23 protein-coding genes are annotated in these 17932 nt (G+C 35.9%); 17 read left to right on the top strand and 6 right to left on the bottom strand.

Features of this window, described 5'->3' with window-relative positions; all coding sequences use genetic code 11:
* Positions 1-356: 356 nt before the first annotated feature.
* The 5 genes from AN957_RS16090 (at position 357) to AN957_RS16070 (ending at position 2343) form a co-directional block, all read left to right on the top strand.
* Positions 357-695, top strand: a complete 339-nt coding sequence (locus tag AN957_RS16090) for a DnaJ family domain-containing protein (protein ID WP_053476468.1) — start codon at positions 357-359, stop codon at positions 693-695.
* A gap of 98 nt (positions 696-793) precedes the next feature.
* On the top strand, positions 794-1054 hold the full coding sequence (locus tag AN957_RS16085) for a hypothetical protein (RefSeq protein WP_053476467.1): 261 nt from the start codon (positions 794-796) through the stop codon (positions 1052-1054).
* A 129-nt stretch (positions 1055-1183) separates the two neighbouring features.
* A complete protein-coding gene (locus AN957_RS16080) occupies positions 1184-1579 on the top strand; it encodes a group-specific protein (protein WP_321172061.1) in 396 nt (131 codons plus the stop codon).
* A 16-nt stretch (positions 1580-1595) separates the two neighbouring features.
* Complete coding sequence (locus tag AN957_RS16075) at positions 1596-2111, top strand: RNA polymerase sigma factor (protein WP_053477558.1); 516 nt, start codon at positions 1596-1598, stop codon at positions 2109-2111.
* The gene (locus tag AN957_RS16070) at positions 2092-2343 is read left to right on the top strand and encodes a hypothetical protein (RefSeq protein ID WP_053476465.1); all 252 of its coding nucleotides are present in this window, start codon (positions 2092-2094) and stop codon (positions 2341-2343) included. Before AN957_RS16075 ends, AN957_RS16070 begins: the two co-directional genes overlap by 20 nt.
* Positions 2344-2420: 77 nt before the next feature.
* On the opposite strand, the gene AN957_RS16065 is transcribed toward AN957_RS16070, so the two are convergent.
* Both AN957_RS16065 and AN957_RS16060 read right to left on the bottom strand, forming a co-directional pair.
* Positions 2421-3794 (bottom strand): MDR family MFS transporter, encoded by a 1374-nt coding sequence (locus tag AN957_RS16065; protein WP_053476464.1) that lies wholly within the window; start codon positions 3792-3794, stop codon positions 2421-2423.
* Between the two features lie 234 nt (positions 3795-4028).
* Positions 4029-4526: a DUF6985 domain-containing protein gene (locus AN957_RS16060; RefSeq protein WP_053476463.1), complete on the bottom strand. Its 498-nt coding sequence runs from the start codon at positions 4524-4526 to the stop codon at positions 4029-4031.
* A 342-nt stretch (positions 4527-4868) separates the two neighbouring features.
* Here AN957_RS16060 and psiE point away from each other — a divergent pair, with 342 nt between their 5' ends.
* The 5 genes from psiE (at position 4869) to AN957_RS16035 (ending at position 9178) form a co-directional block, all read left to right on the top strand.
* Positions 4869-5279 (top strand): phosphate-starvation-inducible protein PsiE, encoded by a 411-nt coding sequence (gene psiE / locus AN957_RS16055; protein WP_053476462.1) that lies wholly within the window; start codon positions 4869-4871, stop codon positions 5277-5279.
* A 296-nt stretch (positions 5280-5575) separates the two neighbouring features.
* Positions 5576-6142, top strand: coding sequence for a sigma-70 family RNA polymerase sigma factor (locus tag AN957_RS16050; RefSeq protein ID WP_056685156.1), 567 nt, complete (start codon positions 5576-5578; stop codon positions 6140-6142).
* Positions 6139-7257 (top strand): DUF4179 domain-containing protein, encoded by a 1119-nt coding sequence (locus AN957_RS16045; protein ID WP_053476460.1) that lies wholly within the window; start codon positions 6139-6141, stop codon positions 7255-7257. The genes AN957_RS16050 and AN957_RS16045 overlap by 4 nt, the downstream gene beginning before the upstream one ends.
* Before the next feature lie 412 nt (positions 7258-7669).
* Entirely contained in the window at positions 7670-8437 is a 768-nt protein-coding gene (locus tag AN957_RS16040) for a 3-hydroxyacyl-CoA dehydrogenase (protein WP_056685153.1), read from the top strand.
* Between the two features lie 87 nt (positions 8438-8524).
* Positions 8525-9178, top strand: coding sequence for an HAD family hydrolase (locus tag AN957_RS16035; protein ID WP_056685150.1), 654 nt, complete (start codon positions 8525-8527; stop codon positions 9176-9178).
* Between the two features lie 297 nt (positions 9179-9475).
* Here the strand turns inward: AN957_RS16035 and AN957_RS16030 are convergent, their stop codons facing one another.
* Positions 9476-9706, bottom strand: coding sequence for a hypothetical protein (locus AN957_RS16030; RefSeq protein ID WP_053476458.1), 231 nt, complete (start codon positions 9704-9706; stop codon positions 9476-9478).
* Between the two features lie 21 nt (positions 9707-9727).
* Positions 9728-10285 carry an isochorismatase family protein gene (locus tag AN957_RS16025; protein WP_053476457.1) on the bottom strand — a complete coding sequence of 186 codons (558 nt, stop codon included), beginning with the start codon at positions 10283-10285 and terminating at the stop codon, positions 9728-9730.
* A 272-nt stretch (positions 10286-10557) separates the two neighbouring features.
* On the opposite strand from AN957_RS16025, the gene AN957_RS16020 reads away from it, so the two are divergent.
* The 4 genes from AN957_RS16020 to AN957_RS16005 all read left to right on the top strand — a co-directional run bounded on the left by AN957_RS16020 (position 10558) and on the right by AN957_RS16005 (position 13045).
* On the top strand, positions 10558-11055 hold the full coding sequence (locus AN957_RS16020) for a GNAT family N-acetyltransferase (protein ID WP_056685147.1): 498 nt from the start codon (positions 10558-10560) through the stop codon (positions 11053-11055).
* A gap of 32 nt (positions 11056-11087) precedes the next feature.
* A complete protein-coding gene (locus AN957_RS16015) occupies positions 11088-11288 on the top strand; it encodes a hypothetical protein (RefSeq protein ID WP_053476456.1) in 201 nt (66 codons plus the stop codon).
* Positions 11289-11391: 103 nt separating this feature from the next.
* Positions 11392-12012, top strand: a complete 621-nt coding sequence (locus tag AN957_RS16010) for an HAD-IA family hydrolase (RefSeq protein ID WP_053476455.1) — start codon at positions 11392-11394, stop codon at positions 12010-12012.
* 55 nt (positions 12013-12067) lie between these two features.
* A complete protein-coding gene (locus AN957_RS16005) occupies positions 12068-13045 on the top strand; it encodes a DUF2268 domain-containing putative Zn-dependent protease (protein ID WP_245637794.1) in 978 nt (325 codons plus the stop codon).
* A gap of 90 nt (positions 13046-13135) precedes the next feature.
* Here AN957_RS16005 and AN957_RS16000 read toward each other — a convergent pair whose 3' ends face one another.
* Both AN957_RS16000 and AN957_RS15995 read right to left on the bottom strand, forming a co-directional pair.
* Positions 13136-14008, bottom strand: a complete 873-nt coding sequence (locus AN957_RS16000) for an AraC family transcriptional regulator (RefSeq protein WP_056685144.1) — start codon at positions 14006-14008, stop codon at positions 13136-13138.
* Between the two features lie 89 nt (positions 14009-14097).
* The gene (locus tag AN957_RS15995) at positions 14098-14988 is read right to left on the bottom strand and encodes an aminoglycoside phosphotransferase family protein (protein WP_053476453.1); all 891 of its coding nucleotides are present in this window, start codon (positions 14986-14988) and stop codon (positions 14098-14100) included.
* A gap of 117 nt (positions 14989-15105) precedes the next feature.
* Here AN957_RS15995 and AN957_RS15990 point away from each other — a divergent pair, with 117 nt between their 5' ends.
* The 3 genes from AN957_RS15990 to AN957_RS15980 all read left to right on the top strand — a co-directional run bounded on the left by AN957_RS15990 (position 15106) and on the right by AN957_RS15980 (position 17829).
* Positions 15106-15312: a DUF5316 family protein gene (locus AN957_RS15990; RefSeq protein ID WP_056685139.1), complete on the top strand. Its 207-nt coding sequence runs from the start codon at positions 15106-15108 to the stop codon at positions 15310-15312.
* A gap of 205 nt (positions 15313-15517) precedes the next feature.
* The gene (locus AN957_RS15985) at positions 15518-16663 is read left to right on the top strand and encodes an acyl-CoA dehydrogenase family protein (protein WP_056685136.1); all 1146 of its coding nucleotides are present in this window, start codon (positions 15518-15520) and stop codon (positions 16661-16663) included.
* A 14-nt stretch (positions 16664-16677) separates the two neighbouring features.
* Positions 16678-17829, top strand: a complete 1152-nt coding sequence (locus AN957_RS15980; RefSeq protein WP_053476450.1) for a thiolase family protein — start codon at positions 16678-16680, stop codon at positions 17827-17829.
* The last annotated feature ends 103 nt before the right edge of the window (positions 17830-17932 follow it).

Genomic DNA, 17932 nt, shown 5'->3' with positions numbered 1-17932 from the left:
GAGCTGCTTGTTTCCTATTTTTACAAAATTCAAGTGAATACTGTACTTAATAGGGCTGGTTGTCTCCGATTTACAAGAACTCTATCAAATGTGTCTTCATTAAGGTTGATAGGTGCCAATTATCCAAAGTCCAAGTGATTTTTAAATATCCATAGCTTTGCTCACTATCGGTATTTTTGTGAAATTCTCATAATTATTCTTTCGGCTCACCATTTTCAGCATATACTGGATAGACGCTGGACTCAAGTGACCAGGACGAGGAGGTAGGCTCCTTGTCCCATTAATTATATGGGACAGTAAACGTGACTCTCTGTCCCAAAAAGGGATTGACTAGTTAGATAATAAGGAGAGGTTCTATGGACAGGGAATACAATGATCTAATAGGTGAGATTTTGGAGCGTGCTGGTGAGAAAGATAATTTTGATTATAAAGGTAAAGGAAAGCCGCTATCTAAAGAATATTTGCAGATGGACACATTCCAGCACTTTCAAAAGATTGCAAAAGATGCTGGATATTTACCACAATGGGTGAAGCTGCAAAAGGAAATCTCCCAATTAGTCCATTCTTGTAAAACAAATAATGATGTAGAAGAGATTAATAAAAAAATCAAAAAATACAATAAGATTTGTCCACATCAATTACAAAAGGCACCTATAAGCTTGGAGCATATTGAAAAGTATAAGAAAATTTGGTAAAAGAACGGTTATGCTCTATTAATTATATTTTCAGGTACCGAGAAGGAGTATAAGAATCTGCTAAATAACTAAGCTAAATTATTGGGGGTAGGTAAAGCATGGAAGAATTTATGGGTCTTTTGTTAGGTGCTTTGAAGCTGTTTTATCCTTTACTTATAGCATCAGTCATATTTTTTATCTATGCACTTATAAAGCGATCTTGGAAACTGATGTTGATGAGTGCCATTTTACTTTATCCGGATGCTTGGTATTTTAGCGAGTCCCCACGATTTCCTTGGGCAATATTTGTTCCTCTTATTCAATTCGTATTAGCAATATTATTTTATCTAAAAAGAGAAAATTCAAGGGAAATTGATTGAAAGTTCATTCAGGAGGTATAAAAGGCTTTAATTTAAAAATTTGGATAGCTTCTCCACAGCTAACATTCATTAATTGAAAAAAATTCACTTAAAATGAACTCTTTTCCCTTCTCATATGTAATGTAAGTAATGAGAGAAAAGGAGTTGTTACTAATGGATACTGGCTGGATTATTTCCCTGATTGTGGGTGGAGTGTTCATGGTGCTAATATTAGCGATTGCGATTCCAATGGATCGTAAACATATTGTCCGTGAGAATGGTAAAATCAATTTTAAGAAGACAAAAATATATTTACGCTGGAATGTTTTTGATACACTTACACTCTGTCTAGCTATTTATGCAATAATTTGTGTTCAAGTTCTAAATCTATTAATTTCGAACGGACAAAATGTAGAGAATAATTTTGTCCAGTTTTTTACGAATCAAGCACAAGTATGGACACTTGTATCAATGATTTACTTAATTTCAAGAGTTTCACTAACGCTAAAGGCGATTAAAGAGCGCTGGGGAGATCAAATTGATTGAGCGTGCAGATGAGTTAATGATTGCTTATCAAAATGGGGATGATGATGCATTGGCAGGTATTTATACCCTTTTAAAGCCTGCTTTATATTCGTTTATTTATCGATATACAAGGGATCAGCAATTATCGATTGATATCGTTCAAGATTCATTTGTAAAGCTTCAGCGTTACAAACATCATTATCATCCAGGCAAAGGGAAAATTAAATCCTATCTTTTTCAAATAGCTTACCGTTTATTGATAGATAAATTAAATCGGCGCAAAAAATGGCAATCGTTTATGCCTTTTCTTACCCCAATAACGAAAGAAGAACTTCATCATACAGATCGGCTGACGATTCGGGAAGCCATTTCAAATCTTCCTGATAAACAGCGGGCAGTCATTCTTTTATTCTATTATCATGATATGAAACATGAAGAAATTGCAGAAATACTTACTATACCAAAAGGTACGGTCAAATCGAGATTACACACAGCAATCCAAAGTTTAAAAGTAGAATTGGAGGATGATTTCAATGAATCACGATCCCTTTAAAAAAGAAAATCATCTTCGGACAAAGTTAGATGAATATCATTTGGATATACCCGATTTTCAAATGAAACCTAAAGGGAAAAGATGGGAGCGTATAATCAACTTTCTTGCCTCACCTGCTAAAGACCCATTAGAGCCACTAGTTTCAACAACAGCAGGGTTTACTGTATTGAAATTGGCCCCAATTATGGGGATGGCAGCCATCTCTATTATTCAGCTTTTCTTTTTCCTTTAAAAAAATAGGGACGAGGGGTCTGGCCCCTTGTCCCATCCATTTTATTTTCAGTTATATAAGACATTGAACATGTCCCTCTATCTTACGGCAAGTTCAGACTCTTTCTTTCTAATAAGTACACCTGTTACAACAAATGAACAGATGGCTAAGACAACGAGTAAGATAAATACGGAATGCAAGCTTGATTCTAATGCGGGTCCTTTTAGCTGATCACTTAGCAATAGACCGGAAACGGCGATTCCGATGGTTTGTCCTAAGTTTTTCATTAAATTATGTGATCCCATCGCAGCACCTCGGAGATGCCATTCAACAGCTGATTGTACGGCAACCGTAAATGCGGTAAAGGCTAGCCCAAAACCGAGTCCAATAAATGCGGTAACCACCATCATGATATGCACTGGCGTATTTGTCTGGAAGAATACAAATCCTGTACAGCTTAGAATAACCACTAAAGTACCTATTAAAGTAACATGGGCAATCGATTTATTTCCTAACCATTTTCCGCAAAAGATCGCTCCAATCGGCCATGTGACAGACATTGGCAGCATCGCGATTCCCGAATAGGTGGCATTTAAATTAGTTACTCCCTGAACCCATAATGGAATATAGAACGTTACCGTTACAAGGATAAAGCCTAATAAAAATCCGGCAATATTCGAAACGGTAATAAATGTATTTTTAAATAGAGAAAGTGGCAGCATGGGCTCTTTCCCTTTAGCTTCAATCCAAATAAAGAAGCAAAGACCAATAAGAGCAACAACAAGGTATGCAGTGATGCTTCCTGTTAATTGCTTGTGCTCTTTTAGCAGTGTTAGTGCGTATAAGAAGGATGTCATACATATGGCAAACATGAGAATCCCGGCATAGTCGATTATTTGCTTTTTCTTTTCAATTTGCTCTTTTAAAGAAACCCAAAGTAGGATTAATGAAATAATCCCAAATGGCAGATTCATGTAGAAAATCCAATGCCATGAGATGGTGTCGACAATAAACCCGCCGACAAGCGGACCTGCAATACCTGCAATTCCCCACATACTGCTGATCCAACCTTGAATTTTCGCTCGCTGTTTAAATTCAAATACATCTCCAATAATGGTGAATGGAATCGTTGTTAAGGCTCCAGCTCCAATCCCTTGAATCAATCGGAATAGAACAAGCTGTTCCATCGTTTGTGATAGTCCGGATAACATGGAACCAATGAGAAAGATAATTGTTCCAATAGTAAACATTAGCTTTCTGCCGTATAAATCAGCGAGTTTTCCAAATACTGGTGTGCTGATAACTGTAGCTAAAAGGTAAACAGATATTACCCAAGTATATAGCTCACTTCCGCCTAAATCTTCCACAATTTTTGGCATTGCCGTACTTACAATTGTGCCTTCAATTGCGGTCAGAAAGGTTGCAATTAACAAGGCAACAATAACGGATTTATGCTTTGTTTCGTTATTCAATTTTGTCTCCTCTTTTCTTACTTAATTCGCCAATAGAAAACCTTCCAATTGCAGAAAATTGGAAGGTGATTAATATGCATTATATAGTATAGCATGTTTTACTGAAAAAATTTATTTGAAATATTGTTTTTAATTAGCGTTAATAGATTTATAGAGAAAATAATAGAATATAGAGGATCTATTTATTTCCTTTTTGTAAGTAGTATGGATGAAATTAAAACATATCTCTAAAGATTACACAACAGCATCATCTATCGTTCCAACGGCAGCTATTTCTTCGTTTTTAAGTAGAATGCCTAATCCATGACCAGGTTCCCAACTGCATTCGAAAGTAATTCCCATTTTCCTTAAGCCTGCTTCTTCTCTATCGGCAATAAAGATGCCCATATCTGTTAATAAACTGCCAATCTCATTTTTATTTTTTAAAAATGGGGCATCATACACTTCACGATTATTTTGGTAGTATTCAAATATGGCAGTTTCTAGATTTGAGATGATTTCATGGCGTTTTTCCTGAAATTTCACCAATGCTTCAACTTGCTCTTCTTGGAAGTATCCTTTTGTATCTTCTTCAAATTCTACGACCTGTTCGAATTCTTCATCATATTCCAGGAAATCAATATTTGCTTCAAATGTCTTATTAAATATGGATATTTTTCTAACCTGCCTCCATACGCATTGTTCCTCTTCGAAATGAAACCTACCTAATAATACATGATTTATTTCTTTCATTAATAACCTCTCCCGTTCTAAAAACCCTTTCCTAATTATGGTAGTTCTTTAAAGGAACTTTTACAAGTAATATTCACTCACTTTATAAAACAGGAGTTAATAATACTAGGTATAAAATTTACTTATTCTGCACGGCAAGCCACCATCTACTGTAAAATATGTTTATATTTACTGCCTAGCTGCCCTAATTTAAAGTGAAATAGCTGCAAGGAGTTACTGAGAATATGGAAAAGATGTATGGTATCCTAATATATCTTTACATAAATTTTACGTAGTCTGGCTATCTTTATGTCTTAATTTCTTTTTAATATTAAAGAAAGGAAAGATAGGCAGGTGTATAGGATGAGAAGTGATTTTGAAAATAAAATTAAGTGGATCCCGTTAATATTACAAATCATTTTGAATGTTTCTCTAGTACTGTTGGCTGGGATTTTATCTGTTTTACTAGTAAAAGAGTTACTTGTTTTTTTTCAAATGCTTTTGAATAATGATAGCAATGACTATAAGCTTTTTCTTGCCAATATTCTTATCTTCTTTTTGTATTTTGAATTTATATCAATGATTGTAAAGTATTTTAAGGAGAATTATCATTTTCCGCTGAGATATTTTATCTATATTGGCATTACCGCGATGATTAGGTTAATTATTGTAGACCATGATCATCCCCTGAATACATTACTCTATTCAATTGTTATTTTAGTTTTAATATTTGGGTATTACATCATGTACATTACCCCTCGTGAAAAGAGGTAGATTCGCTTATTGCCTTTCATAGATCTCATGCAAAAATGTGACCAAAATTGTAAAGTGAATTTTACGAAGGAGCCTTGTCCAATTATTATTGGACAGGTTTTTTTAAATGATGGAATATCCTATTTTGTAGTTAAATGGAGTTAGTCTGCCAGATTCAATATTCTGATGCAAAATGTTTTTCGAACCGTAATGAGCGTTAAATAAAAATATATATTTTTTGAATTTGCGAGAAAAAATCTTTTTCATCACGTTGTATAGGTTGTAAAAGCTTTTACAAAAGAATAAGGGGAATTGATATGAAATGTAATGAAAACAATTATATCCAACGGTTGCAGCGTCAAAAGGAAGATGCGTTAGAGTTTATCGTTGATAAATATTTGCCATTAATTAAGGGGATTGCCTATAAGATCCTTTCCCCGCTTCAGAATGATGGAATTATTGAAGAATGTGTTAACGATATTTTTCTATCAATATGGAACCATTCAAAGAAATTTCAAGGAGATGCCATTGATTTTAGAAAATGGATATGCGCGATTGCTAAATTTAAAGCAATTGATTACTACCGAAGAACGAGTAATGGGAAGGAATTTTCTAGAGATATTATTGAGGAGACTGTTGAGAAATCAGCAGAGGATGAACTAGTAATTTTAGAAGATAAAACAGAATTAATCCGCTTAATTAATCAGTTAGAACCTGTTGACAGGAAGATTTTTATAATGAAATTCTACTTGGGTTTAAAAACGGAGGATATATCAAAAAAGCTTGGATTAACCGAATCTGCAATAAGCAATCGAATTTATCGGGGAAAAAAGAAACTGCATACAAAAGCAGCAAATCTTGATTTTGGAGGGAGTCTCGTATGAAGGATATTTATGAATTATTAAATGATATAGACATTGACGAAACTGAATTTGAAGAAATCGAAGTGGATGAACTGGAAAAGGCAAGAGTGAAAAAAGCATTAAAAAAATCAATCCGCCAAAAGAAAAAAAGAATGGGATGGAAAAAGAATGTAGCTGCAGCAGCCATTTTATGCGGCTTATCAGTGACCACCATTGGATTAACGTTTCCAGCATACGCTGGCAGTATCCCCGTTATTGGAGATATTTTTAGATTTTTGGATAATGGGCGTACAGGTCTTTATGATGATTACAAAGAATATTCGACAGAGATCAATATGACTGATGAAAGCAATGGCATTAGAGTGACGCTCAATGATGCAATCTTTGATGGAAAAACGATTTCATTAACTTATTCAATCGAAAGCGAGCAGGATTTAGGAGATCAGCCTATCTTAGAAGACTTTTTAGAAATTAAAGGAGTGAGCAGCCAATCAGGGAGTGCGCACATCTCAAAAGTGGACGACCACAATTATGTTGGCATCGTGACAGCTACTAATCTTGATCGTGATCAAGAAGATGTGGCTAAGATCAAGTGGGGGATCGATCGCATTACATTGCCAGATCAGCAATATAAAGAAATTAAAGGCAGTTGGAAGTTTGCTCTTGCTTTAGATGCAACTGAAAGAAAAGACTTTATTAGTGAGGGTAGTTCAGAACTTGCGGGAGTAAAGGTGAATATTGGAAAAATATCCTTCACTCCGATGTCATTCATTGTTTATTACGATCAGATCATTTCTAAGGAAGTTAGAGACAAATGGCATGCAGTAGATGTTGAAATTGAGATTAGAGATGATTTAGGAAACTCGTATTCCGGTGAAGGAAATGGCGGTTCAGGTGACGGCTATAACATGAACTGGAGTAAGACCTTTGAAAAACTAGATGAAAATGCATCAAAACTAATTATAACCCCTCAAATTATGTTAAGAGAACATACACCTGATAATTTCGGCTCAGTCGAAATCACGAAAGATGGACCAAAGGAAATTCCAATCCCTGAAAAACCAGGCAAAGGGAAAGAAGAATTTGTATTAGAGGATATAGTAATTGATATTAACGGGCTCTCAACTGAAGAATAAACAAGAAAAAAAAAGGCAAATCAAAAAGTGTTAATCATTCATATTCATAATAAAAAAGGCAGGAAAATTTAAAAGAAATTTTCCTGTTTTTTCTTATGTTCTAAGTAAAATAACCTTCCTATGTAAGATAAATTATTTGTAAAATGAGGGGAGATCCTTCATTGGGGATATGAAGTCCCAACTTGAGTGGAAAATGTGCGAGAAGGTCCTTCATCGAGGGTATGAAGTCCCAACTTGAGTAGAATACGTGAGGGAAGGTCCTTCATCATTAGGTAGACTCTCCGTCTATACTATAATCTGACATCCTTTTGCCACTTTAACTAATAGTTTTAAAAATTCTAATTAGTATTGCAGGAGAATACATATATGAAATGGAAAACAGTAAGCAAACAACTAATTTGGGGGTTATCAAATGAACATAAAGCATTGTCGGGCGATTGTGACTGGCGGAGCTTCAGGTTTAGGGGAAGCAACGGTAAGAAATATTGTGAAAAAAGGGGGAAAAGCACTAATTCTTGATGTATCAGAAGAACGTGCTAAAAAGCTTAAAGTGGAGCTTGGCGATCAAGTTACATACAAAATGACGGATATTACAAATGAAACAAAAGTAAAGGAAGCAATTGACTTTGGCTGTGAACAGCTTGGTTATATCGACACTGTTATAAACTGCGCAGGCATTGGAAATGCAGCCAAGCTTCTAGGTCGTAAAGGTGTTCATGAGCTTGACATGTTCACGAAGGTGATTTCGATTAATTTAATTGGAACATTCAACGTGATTCGGCTGGCAGCGGAGCGGATGGTGCAAAATAAGGCGAATGAAAATGGCGAAAGAGGCGTCATCATTAATACGGCTTCCGTTGCTGCCTTCGAAGGGCAAATCGGCCAAGCGGCATACAGTGCATCAAAGGGTGGTGTTGTCAGCATGACATTACCGATCGCTAGAGAGCTTGCAGCATACGGCATTCGAGTGATGACAATTGCTCCCGGTCTATTCCATACCCCAATGTTTGATACTCTGCCAGAAGAAGCTAGAAATTCTTTAGGAAAAATGGTGCCATTCCCATCTAGATTAGGATTACCTGAAGAATATGCCATGCTGACAGAGAGTATTATTACTAATCCGATGCTGAATGGGGAAACTATTCGATTGGATGGCGGGATTCGGATGCAGCCGAGGTAAATGGGTACTAATGAAAAGTGAAGAGATGAGTCAGTGTAATGGAACTGATGAATGTTTTGACCAAAATAATATATTTGAGGTGTATAAATGTTAAAAGCTGTAATATTTGATTTTGATGGAACAATTGCAGATACTCTACCTGTTTGTTTTTATGCCTTCCAAGCAGTATTTAAGGAGTTTGATAACATAGAATATACAATTGATGAAATTAAAGGGATGTTTGGACCATCTGAGACAGGAATAATTACTGGAAATCTTCAAAATGAAAATCATAATGAGGCTATTGAACATTTTTATAAAAAATATGATGAAAAACATAGTGATCATAATTACTACAATGACGAAATGAATGAGTTATTGCAATATTTAAAGATGGAAGGCTACAAAATAGGGATTGTAACAGGGAAAGCAAGAAGAAGTTTAAATATTTCATTGAAGTATCTTAACATGGAGAATCTGTTTGATGTTGTTATTACAGGGGATGATGTATCCATGCCAAAACCTCATCCAGAAGGAATTAATAAGGCACTGGAGCAGCTTGGAATTTTAACTAGCGAAGCTATTTTTGTTGGGGACAGTGACGCCGATATTCAGGCAGGAATTCAAGCAAAGGTATTTTCAATCGGTGTACAGTGGCTTCCAAATTATCAAACTTCTGATTTTGCATTTCAGCCAAATCTTACTTTTTATAATGTGTCAAAATTCAAGGAAGCACTAGTAAAAAAGGAGATTCTTCTTTAAACACTGAATTTTTGGTTTAGTTGAACTCCAAAGAGATAAAAAAGCATTTGGGGATATATTTATCTTGTTGCTTCCTTATCTATATTATTTGTTTCCATCCGCATCTTTACTTTAACTTAAATATGAAAATAATAGGTGATCGAAAAAAAACGTAAAGGGATATTTAGCTGACTATTTTGGGATCCAGCTACTTATGATGGATCGCAGGGGAGAAGGGAAAATGTACGATTATCCCACTCCCCTACGACTCAGAAAAGTAAATTGATTATATAACAATTATCCGATTGTTCCTTTTTCTCAAGAACGCTCATTTCCTCTTTTAAAATTACCTGTGATCTTTGCTAATATCAATTGTACAGCCTTTTCATCCTCTGCATGTTTAATTTTCTCCAAACATCTTTCAGCTTCTTTTCCGCTTAAAATTCTCACTTGTTTCCCATAATATTCTATAAATAGTTTATTGTTTTTAGTGACTCGGTAGCTAAATGGAGCTTCGTCTAATCGATTCCTTTTATCAATCTTGTCCATGTAGGTCTCCACAAGGTTCAATCAACGGTAGTCATTATGGGTTGGTTTAAACAATTCCTCTTGAGTATTCCTGACCATGGAAAAATGATCAACATTGTAATGACCATGAAGGATTTTGTTATGATGGTTAATGATCTGTTCGGCATGCAGAATGGAAGAATTAGTTGTCGAATGACCATCCCCCACTAATGTGACATCAAAATGATTAACTGTTGCAGTCCTTACAGCAGTATCAATACAGTGTTCTGTTTTACATCCCATCAACACAAGATGTTCAATCTGATTATCCTTTAAAAAGCTTAATAATGGTGTGCCATAAAAAGAATTTGTCGCCTTCTTATCAAATATTTTTGCTGCTGAAGGTACCTTAATGTCTTGATGAATTTGAAATCCCACACCTTCCCCATTAGCTACATCTGTATCTCTAATAAAAACTACGATTGCATCTGATTCATACGCTTTTTCAATGGCAATATTAATGTTATTTACAAGTTTTTCTTTATTAAAAACACTTTCCTCTTTTTCATTTCCCTCAATTAATTCTTGCTGGGCATCGATGACTAGCAGTGCTTGCTTCAATAGAATGACCTCTTTTCATTTAGTTTGTTCCCCATCAATTTCGTCATTAAAGGGAGACAATCCTTTTTTTTATATAAAAAGCTTTTTGGGGGCATGATCGTTATGGGCGTAAAATGATTACAAGGAAAGGGGGATGCCATATATATTTTTAACTGTATAGCTCTTTATTAGGGTTTATGCGTATTGAAGAAGTGAATTTAAAGTATGTTCATAGAAATAGAATTATGTAGTAAAATGGAAACAATAGGAAGATTAGTGGGAGTGAATAATCAATGTTGATTAGAAACATTCGTCCGAATGATTCAGAAAAATTTGTGAAATTAGTTAAGGCTGTTGAAAATGAATCAAATTTTATGCTTTTTGAACCTGGTGAAAGAATGATGGAACCTGGGCAACAGAAAAGAAGAATAGAAGCAATGGAAAAAGAGGGGAATTCAACCATTATTCTAGCAGAAGACAATAATGATTTAATTGGATACTTAATCGCAATCGGAGGAAGTGCGAGGAGGAAAAGGCATTCAGCCTATCTTGTCATTGGGATTTTAAAAGAATATAGGGGTCTAGGAATAGGAACAAAACTATTTAAAAATCTCGAGGAATGGGCTCATGAACATCATATTCATAGATTAGAATTAACAGTTATCGCCAATAATGAAGCAGGATTGGGTCTATATAAAAAAATCGGCTTTGTATCAGAAGGTATAAAGAAGCATTCGTTATTGATAAATGATAATTATGTTGATGAATACTATATGGCTAAGTTGCTATGAAATATGAGATTAAGCAATAGGGGGAGTTGTGTATGTCAAAGTATATTAGTATTTTCTTTTTAAGTGTTATGATCGGTGTCATTCTATTTATGATTTTAGGAGCTGTTTTTATGGGAGGCGGCGACCCGGCAGAGGAAGTAGTTTATATCTTCGGAACGATAACGGTAATCCTTCTTTCATTTATAATTTCACAATTATTTTATTTAATTGATACGATTAATAAGAAATTTTAGTGTACATAATTTATAGAATACTGGGTTTTATACGAACCTAGAAAAAATTGAAAACAATTTTTATTAAGAATGAGAAAAATAAATAAAGATAGGATGTTTCTCTATGTTAAAGTATGTCATTTTTGATTTTGATGGGACAATTGCTGATTCCAGAGTCGTGTTTGTATCAGCCTGGAATGAAATCGCTGAAAAATATCATTTCAAAAAAATGAAATTAGCTGAATTAGAAAATATGAAAAAATTGACCATAAGAGAACGCTGTAAAATGTTGGACTTCCCAATGTATAAAATACCTATTTTCATTCCTCAACTCTATAAACTATACCGTCAATCAATAAATGATCTACTCTTGTATGATGGCATGAAGGATGTTTTAAACGAACTGAATAAAAAAGGGTATAAAACAGCGATCATTTCCTCCAATTCAGAGGAGAATATTAAGCTGTTCCTTAGACGAAACAGCATTGAAAATGTTACAGATATTCTCTGTTCCAGCCATATATTCGGAAAGGACAAGCTGCTGTCAAAATTTTTAAAACAAAAACAGCTGGATACAACAGAAGTTATTTACGTAGGGGATGAGCAAAGAGATATTATTGCTTGTAAAAAAGCCGGAATAAAGATTATTTGGGTAACATGGGGCTATGATTCTATTGAAGTCGTCCAATCAGAAGAACCAGATTACAAGGCATCATTGCCGGGAGAAATTATGCAATTAATTTGATACGTATAGAGATTTTTCATTTAAGAAAAAGCTCGCAAAATAGGGGGAGGAAGTAGTGAATTATCTTATAAAAATAACAATCTATTTAAGTATGTTAATACTAATCGTTATTATAATGGCCTCTTGTGAGCAAAAGGAACCCGCCTCGATTGATGAGCAAGATGAAATGAAAGAACATCAGGCTTCGGAAGAGCTGTTCGAATCATTTAAGAATTCGCAAACAGGGCAAACGGATAAAATCGTTAATGTATATAAGCTGTTTACTAATTACATAGATAAGATGGAAAAAAATCCTGATGCTTCACAGCTCCATACATATAAAAAAGAAGTAATCGAACCGATTTATAATGATTGTTTTCAAGGTGCAGAGTATCTTCACATGGTCGAATCCCTAATAAATGAAGCACCCAACCGCTATACTGTGTTGAAAAAAATAATCGAAAAGATTGAAATGGAAGATACAAATACAATGATCAAGGAAGCATTAGAAAAATCTGCATCCTTTTTGCCTTCCGATAACGAAACAACAGTTTGTATATTCCCTTCAGCTAATGGGAATTCTGCGATGGTAAATGCCGGAACTGGAAAAATAATCGTACTGTATAATTTGTATTATACAGAAGGAATAATGAAAGCTGGAATCGCCCACGAATACCATCACAGTGCATGGACTGAAAAGTATTTAAGAAAAGCTTTACCCATCTCTGTATTAGATAATCTAATTTTTGAAGGAAAGGCTGTCATGTTTGAAAAATTAGTTTACCCTGAACATGTTCTTACCCCAATTAATATGAACTATGAAAAGGAATATTGGTCCAATATTGAAGCTGACTTGGGCTCCTATGATTTTAATAGGTCTCATGAAATTATTATGGGCGGCAATGACCTTCCACCTATATACGGATATAGTGAAGGATACAAAATGGTTAAATCATACCTAGATTTAAATCCAGATGCAACAATTGAAGAATGGACAGCTATGAGTGCAAAGGACATATTTGAAAAAGGGAAATACGCGGAAAAATACGAGTGATGTGATGAAAAAGAAAAACCTAAATAATATCCTTATTAAGGATATTATTTAGGTTATAGAGTGCTGAATTGGACCAGCAGTCACTAAACATTATTTCTTCTTTATTGGGATCCATATTTCGCTGACAAAAGCTGGTGAGGTTACATCCTTATCCTTATTCCATAAGATTTCTGGACCATCTACTTGTTCATAATGAGAGGATGGAAACCATTCAGAATAAATTCGCCCCCACACATTTTGCAAAGTCTCAGGAAATGGACCAACTGCTTCAAAAACTGCCCAAGTGGATGCAGAGACTTCAAGAAGTGTTAAGTTTGGAGGACATTTCTTAGTTGTGGCAACCCCAATATAGTGATCAAGCTCGCCCTTTTCTTCCATTCTCCCTTCAGAAAAGTTCGTAGATGCACTAAGAAGTCCGATCGGTTCAACATTAGATAGCGCTTTAAGATCAGTGATGGTTTCACTACTTAGACTTTCCCACATAGAGGCGATCTCCGGATTCACCCCATTAAAAATGATAGGTACCCTTTTCTTAACACCAACAATGTGAAATGCCTCTTTCTCAACAATACGATAGTTCATTTCGTTTCCCCCTTTAATTGATAAATGGAAGGTCATTGGAGGAAAAGCTTTGAGTGAATGGCCAGTATGTCTTGCTTCAAATGGTGTAACCCCGTGCATTTGTTGAAAAGCTCTAGTAAATGAATCGGGTGAGTTATATCCGTATTTCACCGCAAGGTCAATAACTTTTACATTGCTTTCTTTTAAATCAAATGCTGCAAGGGTAAGGCGTCTATGACGAATATATTCTGCAAGTGTAATGCCTGATAAGAAGGAAAACATTCTTTTGAAATGATATTCTGAGCATATTGCAATACGAGCAACTTCTTGAAAGTCAATTTCATTTGTAAGATTATTTTCAATATACTTGAGTGCCTCATTCATGTGTTTAAGCAAATCCATTTAATGACCTCCTTCATTTTTAGAATAGCAGGGGCTAGAACCTTCCATCCGACTTTTCGTGCACAATATTGCAGGGCACTGTATAAATTCTATATTAAAGATTTAAGCTGAGAGAACCTGTCAAGAGCCGATTCCCAATTCATCTTTTGCTTATTTTTTATCACATGTAATAATTCATGAAATACAGGCTGTAACCCGTAAAAGGTACGCACTCTATTAAAAATTAAGTCAGCACATTCCGTGTTGTTGTACCAGGATAGAACCTTTTGGGTAAAATCAGGACCAAATGTCCAATATAATCCAGCAAAATCGAATGCTGGATCACCGAATTGAGCGTCAGTGAAGTCAATAATACCATCAATTCGGTTTATTGTTTTATTAAAAATAATGTTTGAAGGTGTCAAATCTCCATGTATTAGCGTTTTTTTATAGGAAAGGGATGAGTAGTTATTTATAAATGAAATAAATACTTCGCTAATCTCGCTTTGCTGATACGTATTTAAAAAAGGGAAGACATCCTGTTTAACTAAAGAATATAGATTTTCCCAATAATGAAGTGTGTGAATTGCTGTTAAATTTGTATCATTCATAACTGAAATATCAATGCTATGGAGTTTAGTTAGAAAATCAGCCATTAGTTTAGCGTTTTCAGGTTCCTCATTTAATTGACAATCAGTATATTCACTTAAAGACTTGCCTTTAAGAAAGGCATATTTAACACCAATTAATTTATTTTCGTTAAATACCGGCTCATATTTTGGTATTTTGATAATAGGTTCTATCACTGCTAAATGATCCAGTATTTTCATTTCATCAATCACCTTTGTTATTAGGTGTTCTGATTTTGGGAACCTAAAGACTATTTCATCGTTTATGATTAGAATGTCATTATCCCAGCCATTATTATTTATTCGTACTTCATTTATTTCTAAGTGGGGATATGTTTTTTTTATAATCATTAAGTTTTCAGTCGGCAGCATATGGAATACCTCCTTTTTATACAAGTTTACTATTAATCTATTTTCAAAGGAAGAAACATGGAATATTATACTTTATAAGCATGATTATGTAATATATTTGGAATAAGAGGTGCTCAAATGATTCAAATTTTCCTCACGATTGGAGTATTCTGTATCATTATTTCTGGATTAATATTAGGCGTATGGACTGATGGTGAACGACAGAGAGCAGTTTTCCATTCGGAGTCTGAGCAGTATAGAAATTTAAGAACGAAAATTGCTTTGTATGCGGGGATAGTGGGGGTAGTCTCTTTATCCATAGCTGGAATAGGGTATTCTTTATAATGTTCCTTCTGTACTAGAAATTTTCTAAGGAGAAATAAAATGAGTCTATATCGTTTCATTGCTTCTGATAAGCCTTTGCTTGAAGTAGATTAGTTATTTCATGGATACTGGATTGAGGCGAAGAAATAAACGAAATGAATTCTGAATGTTCAAAAAATCGTCAATAAGGTACAATAGAAAAAAGTGCAGTTGAAAGGAGATCTATATGACAGCTCCATATATAAAAGAAGAACATAAAATCTTTCGTAAATCACTGCGAAAGTTTTTAGAAAAGGAAGCGTATCCATATTATGAACAATGGGAAGAAGACCGAATGATCCCCAGGGATTTCTGGCTGAAAATGGGGGAGCAGGGATTTCTTTGCCCAACAATTGAAGAACAGTATGGCGGAAGTGAGGTGGATTGGGGCTTTTCTGTAGTCATCAATGAAGAACTGGAGCGTGTTGGCTCTGGCTTAGTCGGTATCGGTCTCCATAATGATATCGTTGTTCCCTATATTACCGCCTACGGAACAGAGGAACAGAAACAAAAATGGCTGCCGCGCTGTGCAACAGGGGAAATCATCACTGCGATTGCGATGACTGAACCAGGTACAGGCTCTGATTTAGCTGGCATCAAAACAACCGCACGACTAGAGGGGGAACATTACGTTGTCAATGGGCAGAAGACCTTCATCACGAATGGCGTCCATTCTGATTTAATTATTGTCGCTTGCAAAACAAATCCTGATGCAGTGCCAGCTCATAAAGGCATCAGCCTGCTTTCGATTGAACGAGATGCACCTGGCTTCACGAGGGGAAGAAAGCTGAACAAAATCGGCCTCCACTGTCAAGATACAGCAGAGTTAATTTTTGAAGACTGTATCGTGCCTAAGGAAAATTTAATTGGTCAAGAAGGAAAAGGATTCCTTTATTTAATGGAAAAATTGCAGCAGGAACGCCTTGTTGTTGCTATTGCCGCACAAGTTGCTGCCGAGGAAATGCTAAAAATGACGATTGATTATGTTAAAGCGAGAGAGGCATTTGGAAAATCAATCAGCCGCTTTCAAAATACCCAGTTTAAAATCGCAGAAATAGCGACTGATGTTGAAATGGGCAGAGCGTTTCTCGATCAGCTGATTTCTGAACATATGCTTGGAAAGGATGTCGTCACAAAAGTATCGATGGCAAAGTGGAAATTAACTGAGAATGCAAGGAAAATAGCTACAGAATGCATGCAGCTTCATGGAGGGTATGGCTATATGGAAGAATACGAGATTGCAAGAAGATATCGAGATGTACCGGTTGCCAGTATTTATGCGGGAACGAATGAAATAATGAAAGTGATAATAGCAAAAAATATCGGTTTATAGAGAGGAAGAGAAAGATGCGTGAAGCAGTCATTGTAGAAGGAATCAGAACGCCGGTAGGGAGAAGAAATGGATATTTAAAGGATATTCGGGCAGATGATCTAGCTGGACATTGCTTAAAAGCGTTAGTAGAGAAAGCAGGAATCGATCCGGCAATCATTGACGATGTAATACTCGGTTGCGTGTCACAAATCGGTGAGCAGAGCGGGGATATTGCAAGGGTGGCTGCCCTCATTGCTGGATTGCCAATTGAAGTTCCAGGTACGACGATTGACCGTCAATGTGGATCAAGCCAGCAAGCAGTTCATTTTGCTGCACAGGCTATTCTTGCTGGAGACATGGATGTTGTCATTGCAGGCGGAGTAGAGAGCATGTCAAGAGTGCCGATTGGTTCAAGTTATCAAGGTGTTCCATTCAGTGAAAAATTAACGAGCCAGTATGAAATTATTCATCAAGGGTTGTCCGCAGAGAGAATTGCTGAAAAATATGGGTTTTCTCGTAAAGAATTGGATCAATTTTCATATGAAAGTCATCAAAAGGCTTTGAATGCACAGGAGAACGGTTATTTTAACAGGGAAATTACTCCAATTGAAGTGACACTGCCGGATGGAGAGACATTCACGGTTACAGAAGACGCTGGTCCGCGAAAGGAGACTACTGTTGAAAAGCTAGGTACGCTAAAGACAGTCTTTAAAGAAAATGGTGTGATTCATGCAGGGAATGCCAGTCAAATTAGTGATGGTGCAGCTGCATTATTAATCATGTCCCGCGAGAAAGCAGAGGAATTAGGGCTGAAGCCAAGATTCCGCATCCTTGCCCGTTCTGTTGTCGGCTCAGATCCAACGTTAATGCTTACAGGACCCATCCCCGCAACGGAAAAAGTATTAAAGAAAGCTGGCTTGACAATAGAGGAAATTGATATTTTCGAAGTAAATGAAGCCTTTGCACCAGTTACGCTGGCTTGGCTGAAGGAGACGGGAGCCGATCCAGCTAAACTGAACCCGAATGGCGGCGCGATTGCTCTTGGTCATCCACTTGGTGGCAGTGGAGCTCGATTAATGGTGACCATGTTGCATGAACTTGAACGAACAGGCGGAAGATACGGGCTGCAAACCATGTGCGAAGGTCATGGAATGGCCAATGCAACAATAATTGAGCGCTTAGATTAAATGGAAAGGGGAGGTACCGCCTAAATGAAATAGTTGTCCTTCACAATCATTTAAAGAGATAATAATTTCTTTTATCACACAAAAAGTAAATAGAAGGTAATGA

The organism is Cytobacillus solani, assembly GCF_001420595.1.
Lineage (GTDB): Bacteria > Bacillota > Bacilli > Bacillales > Cytobacillaceae > Cytobacillus > Cytobacillus solani.
Note: the sequence above shows the minus strand (reverse complement) of the source record. Positions and strands in the feature narration are given on the sequence as shown.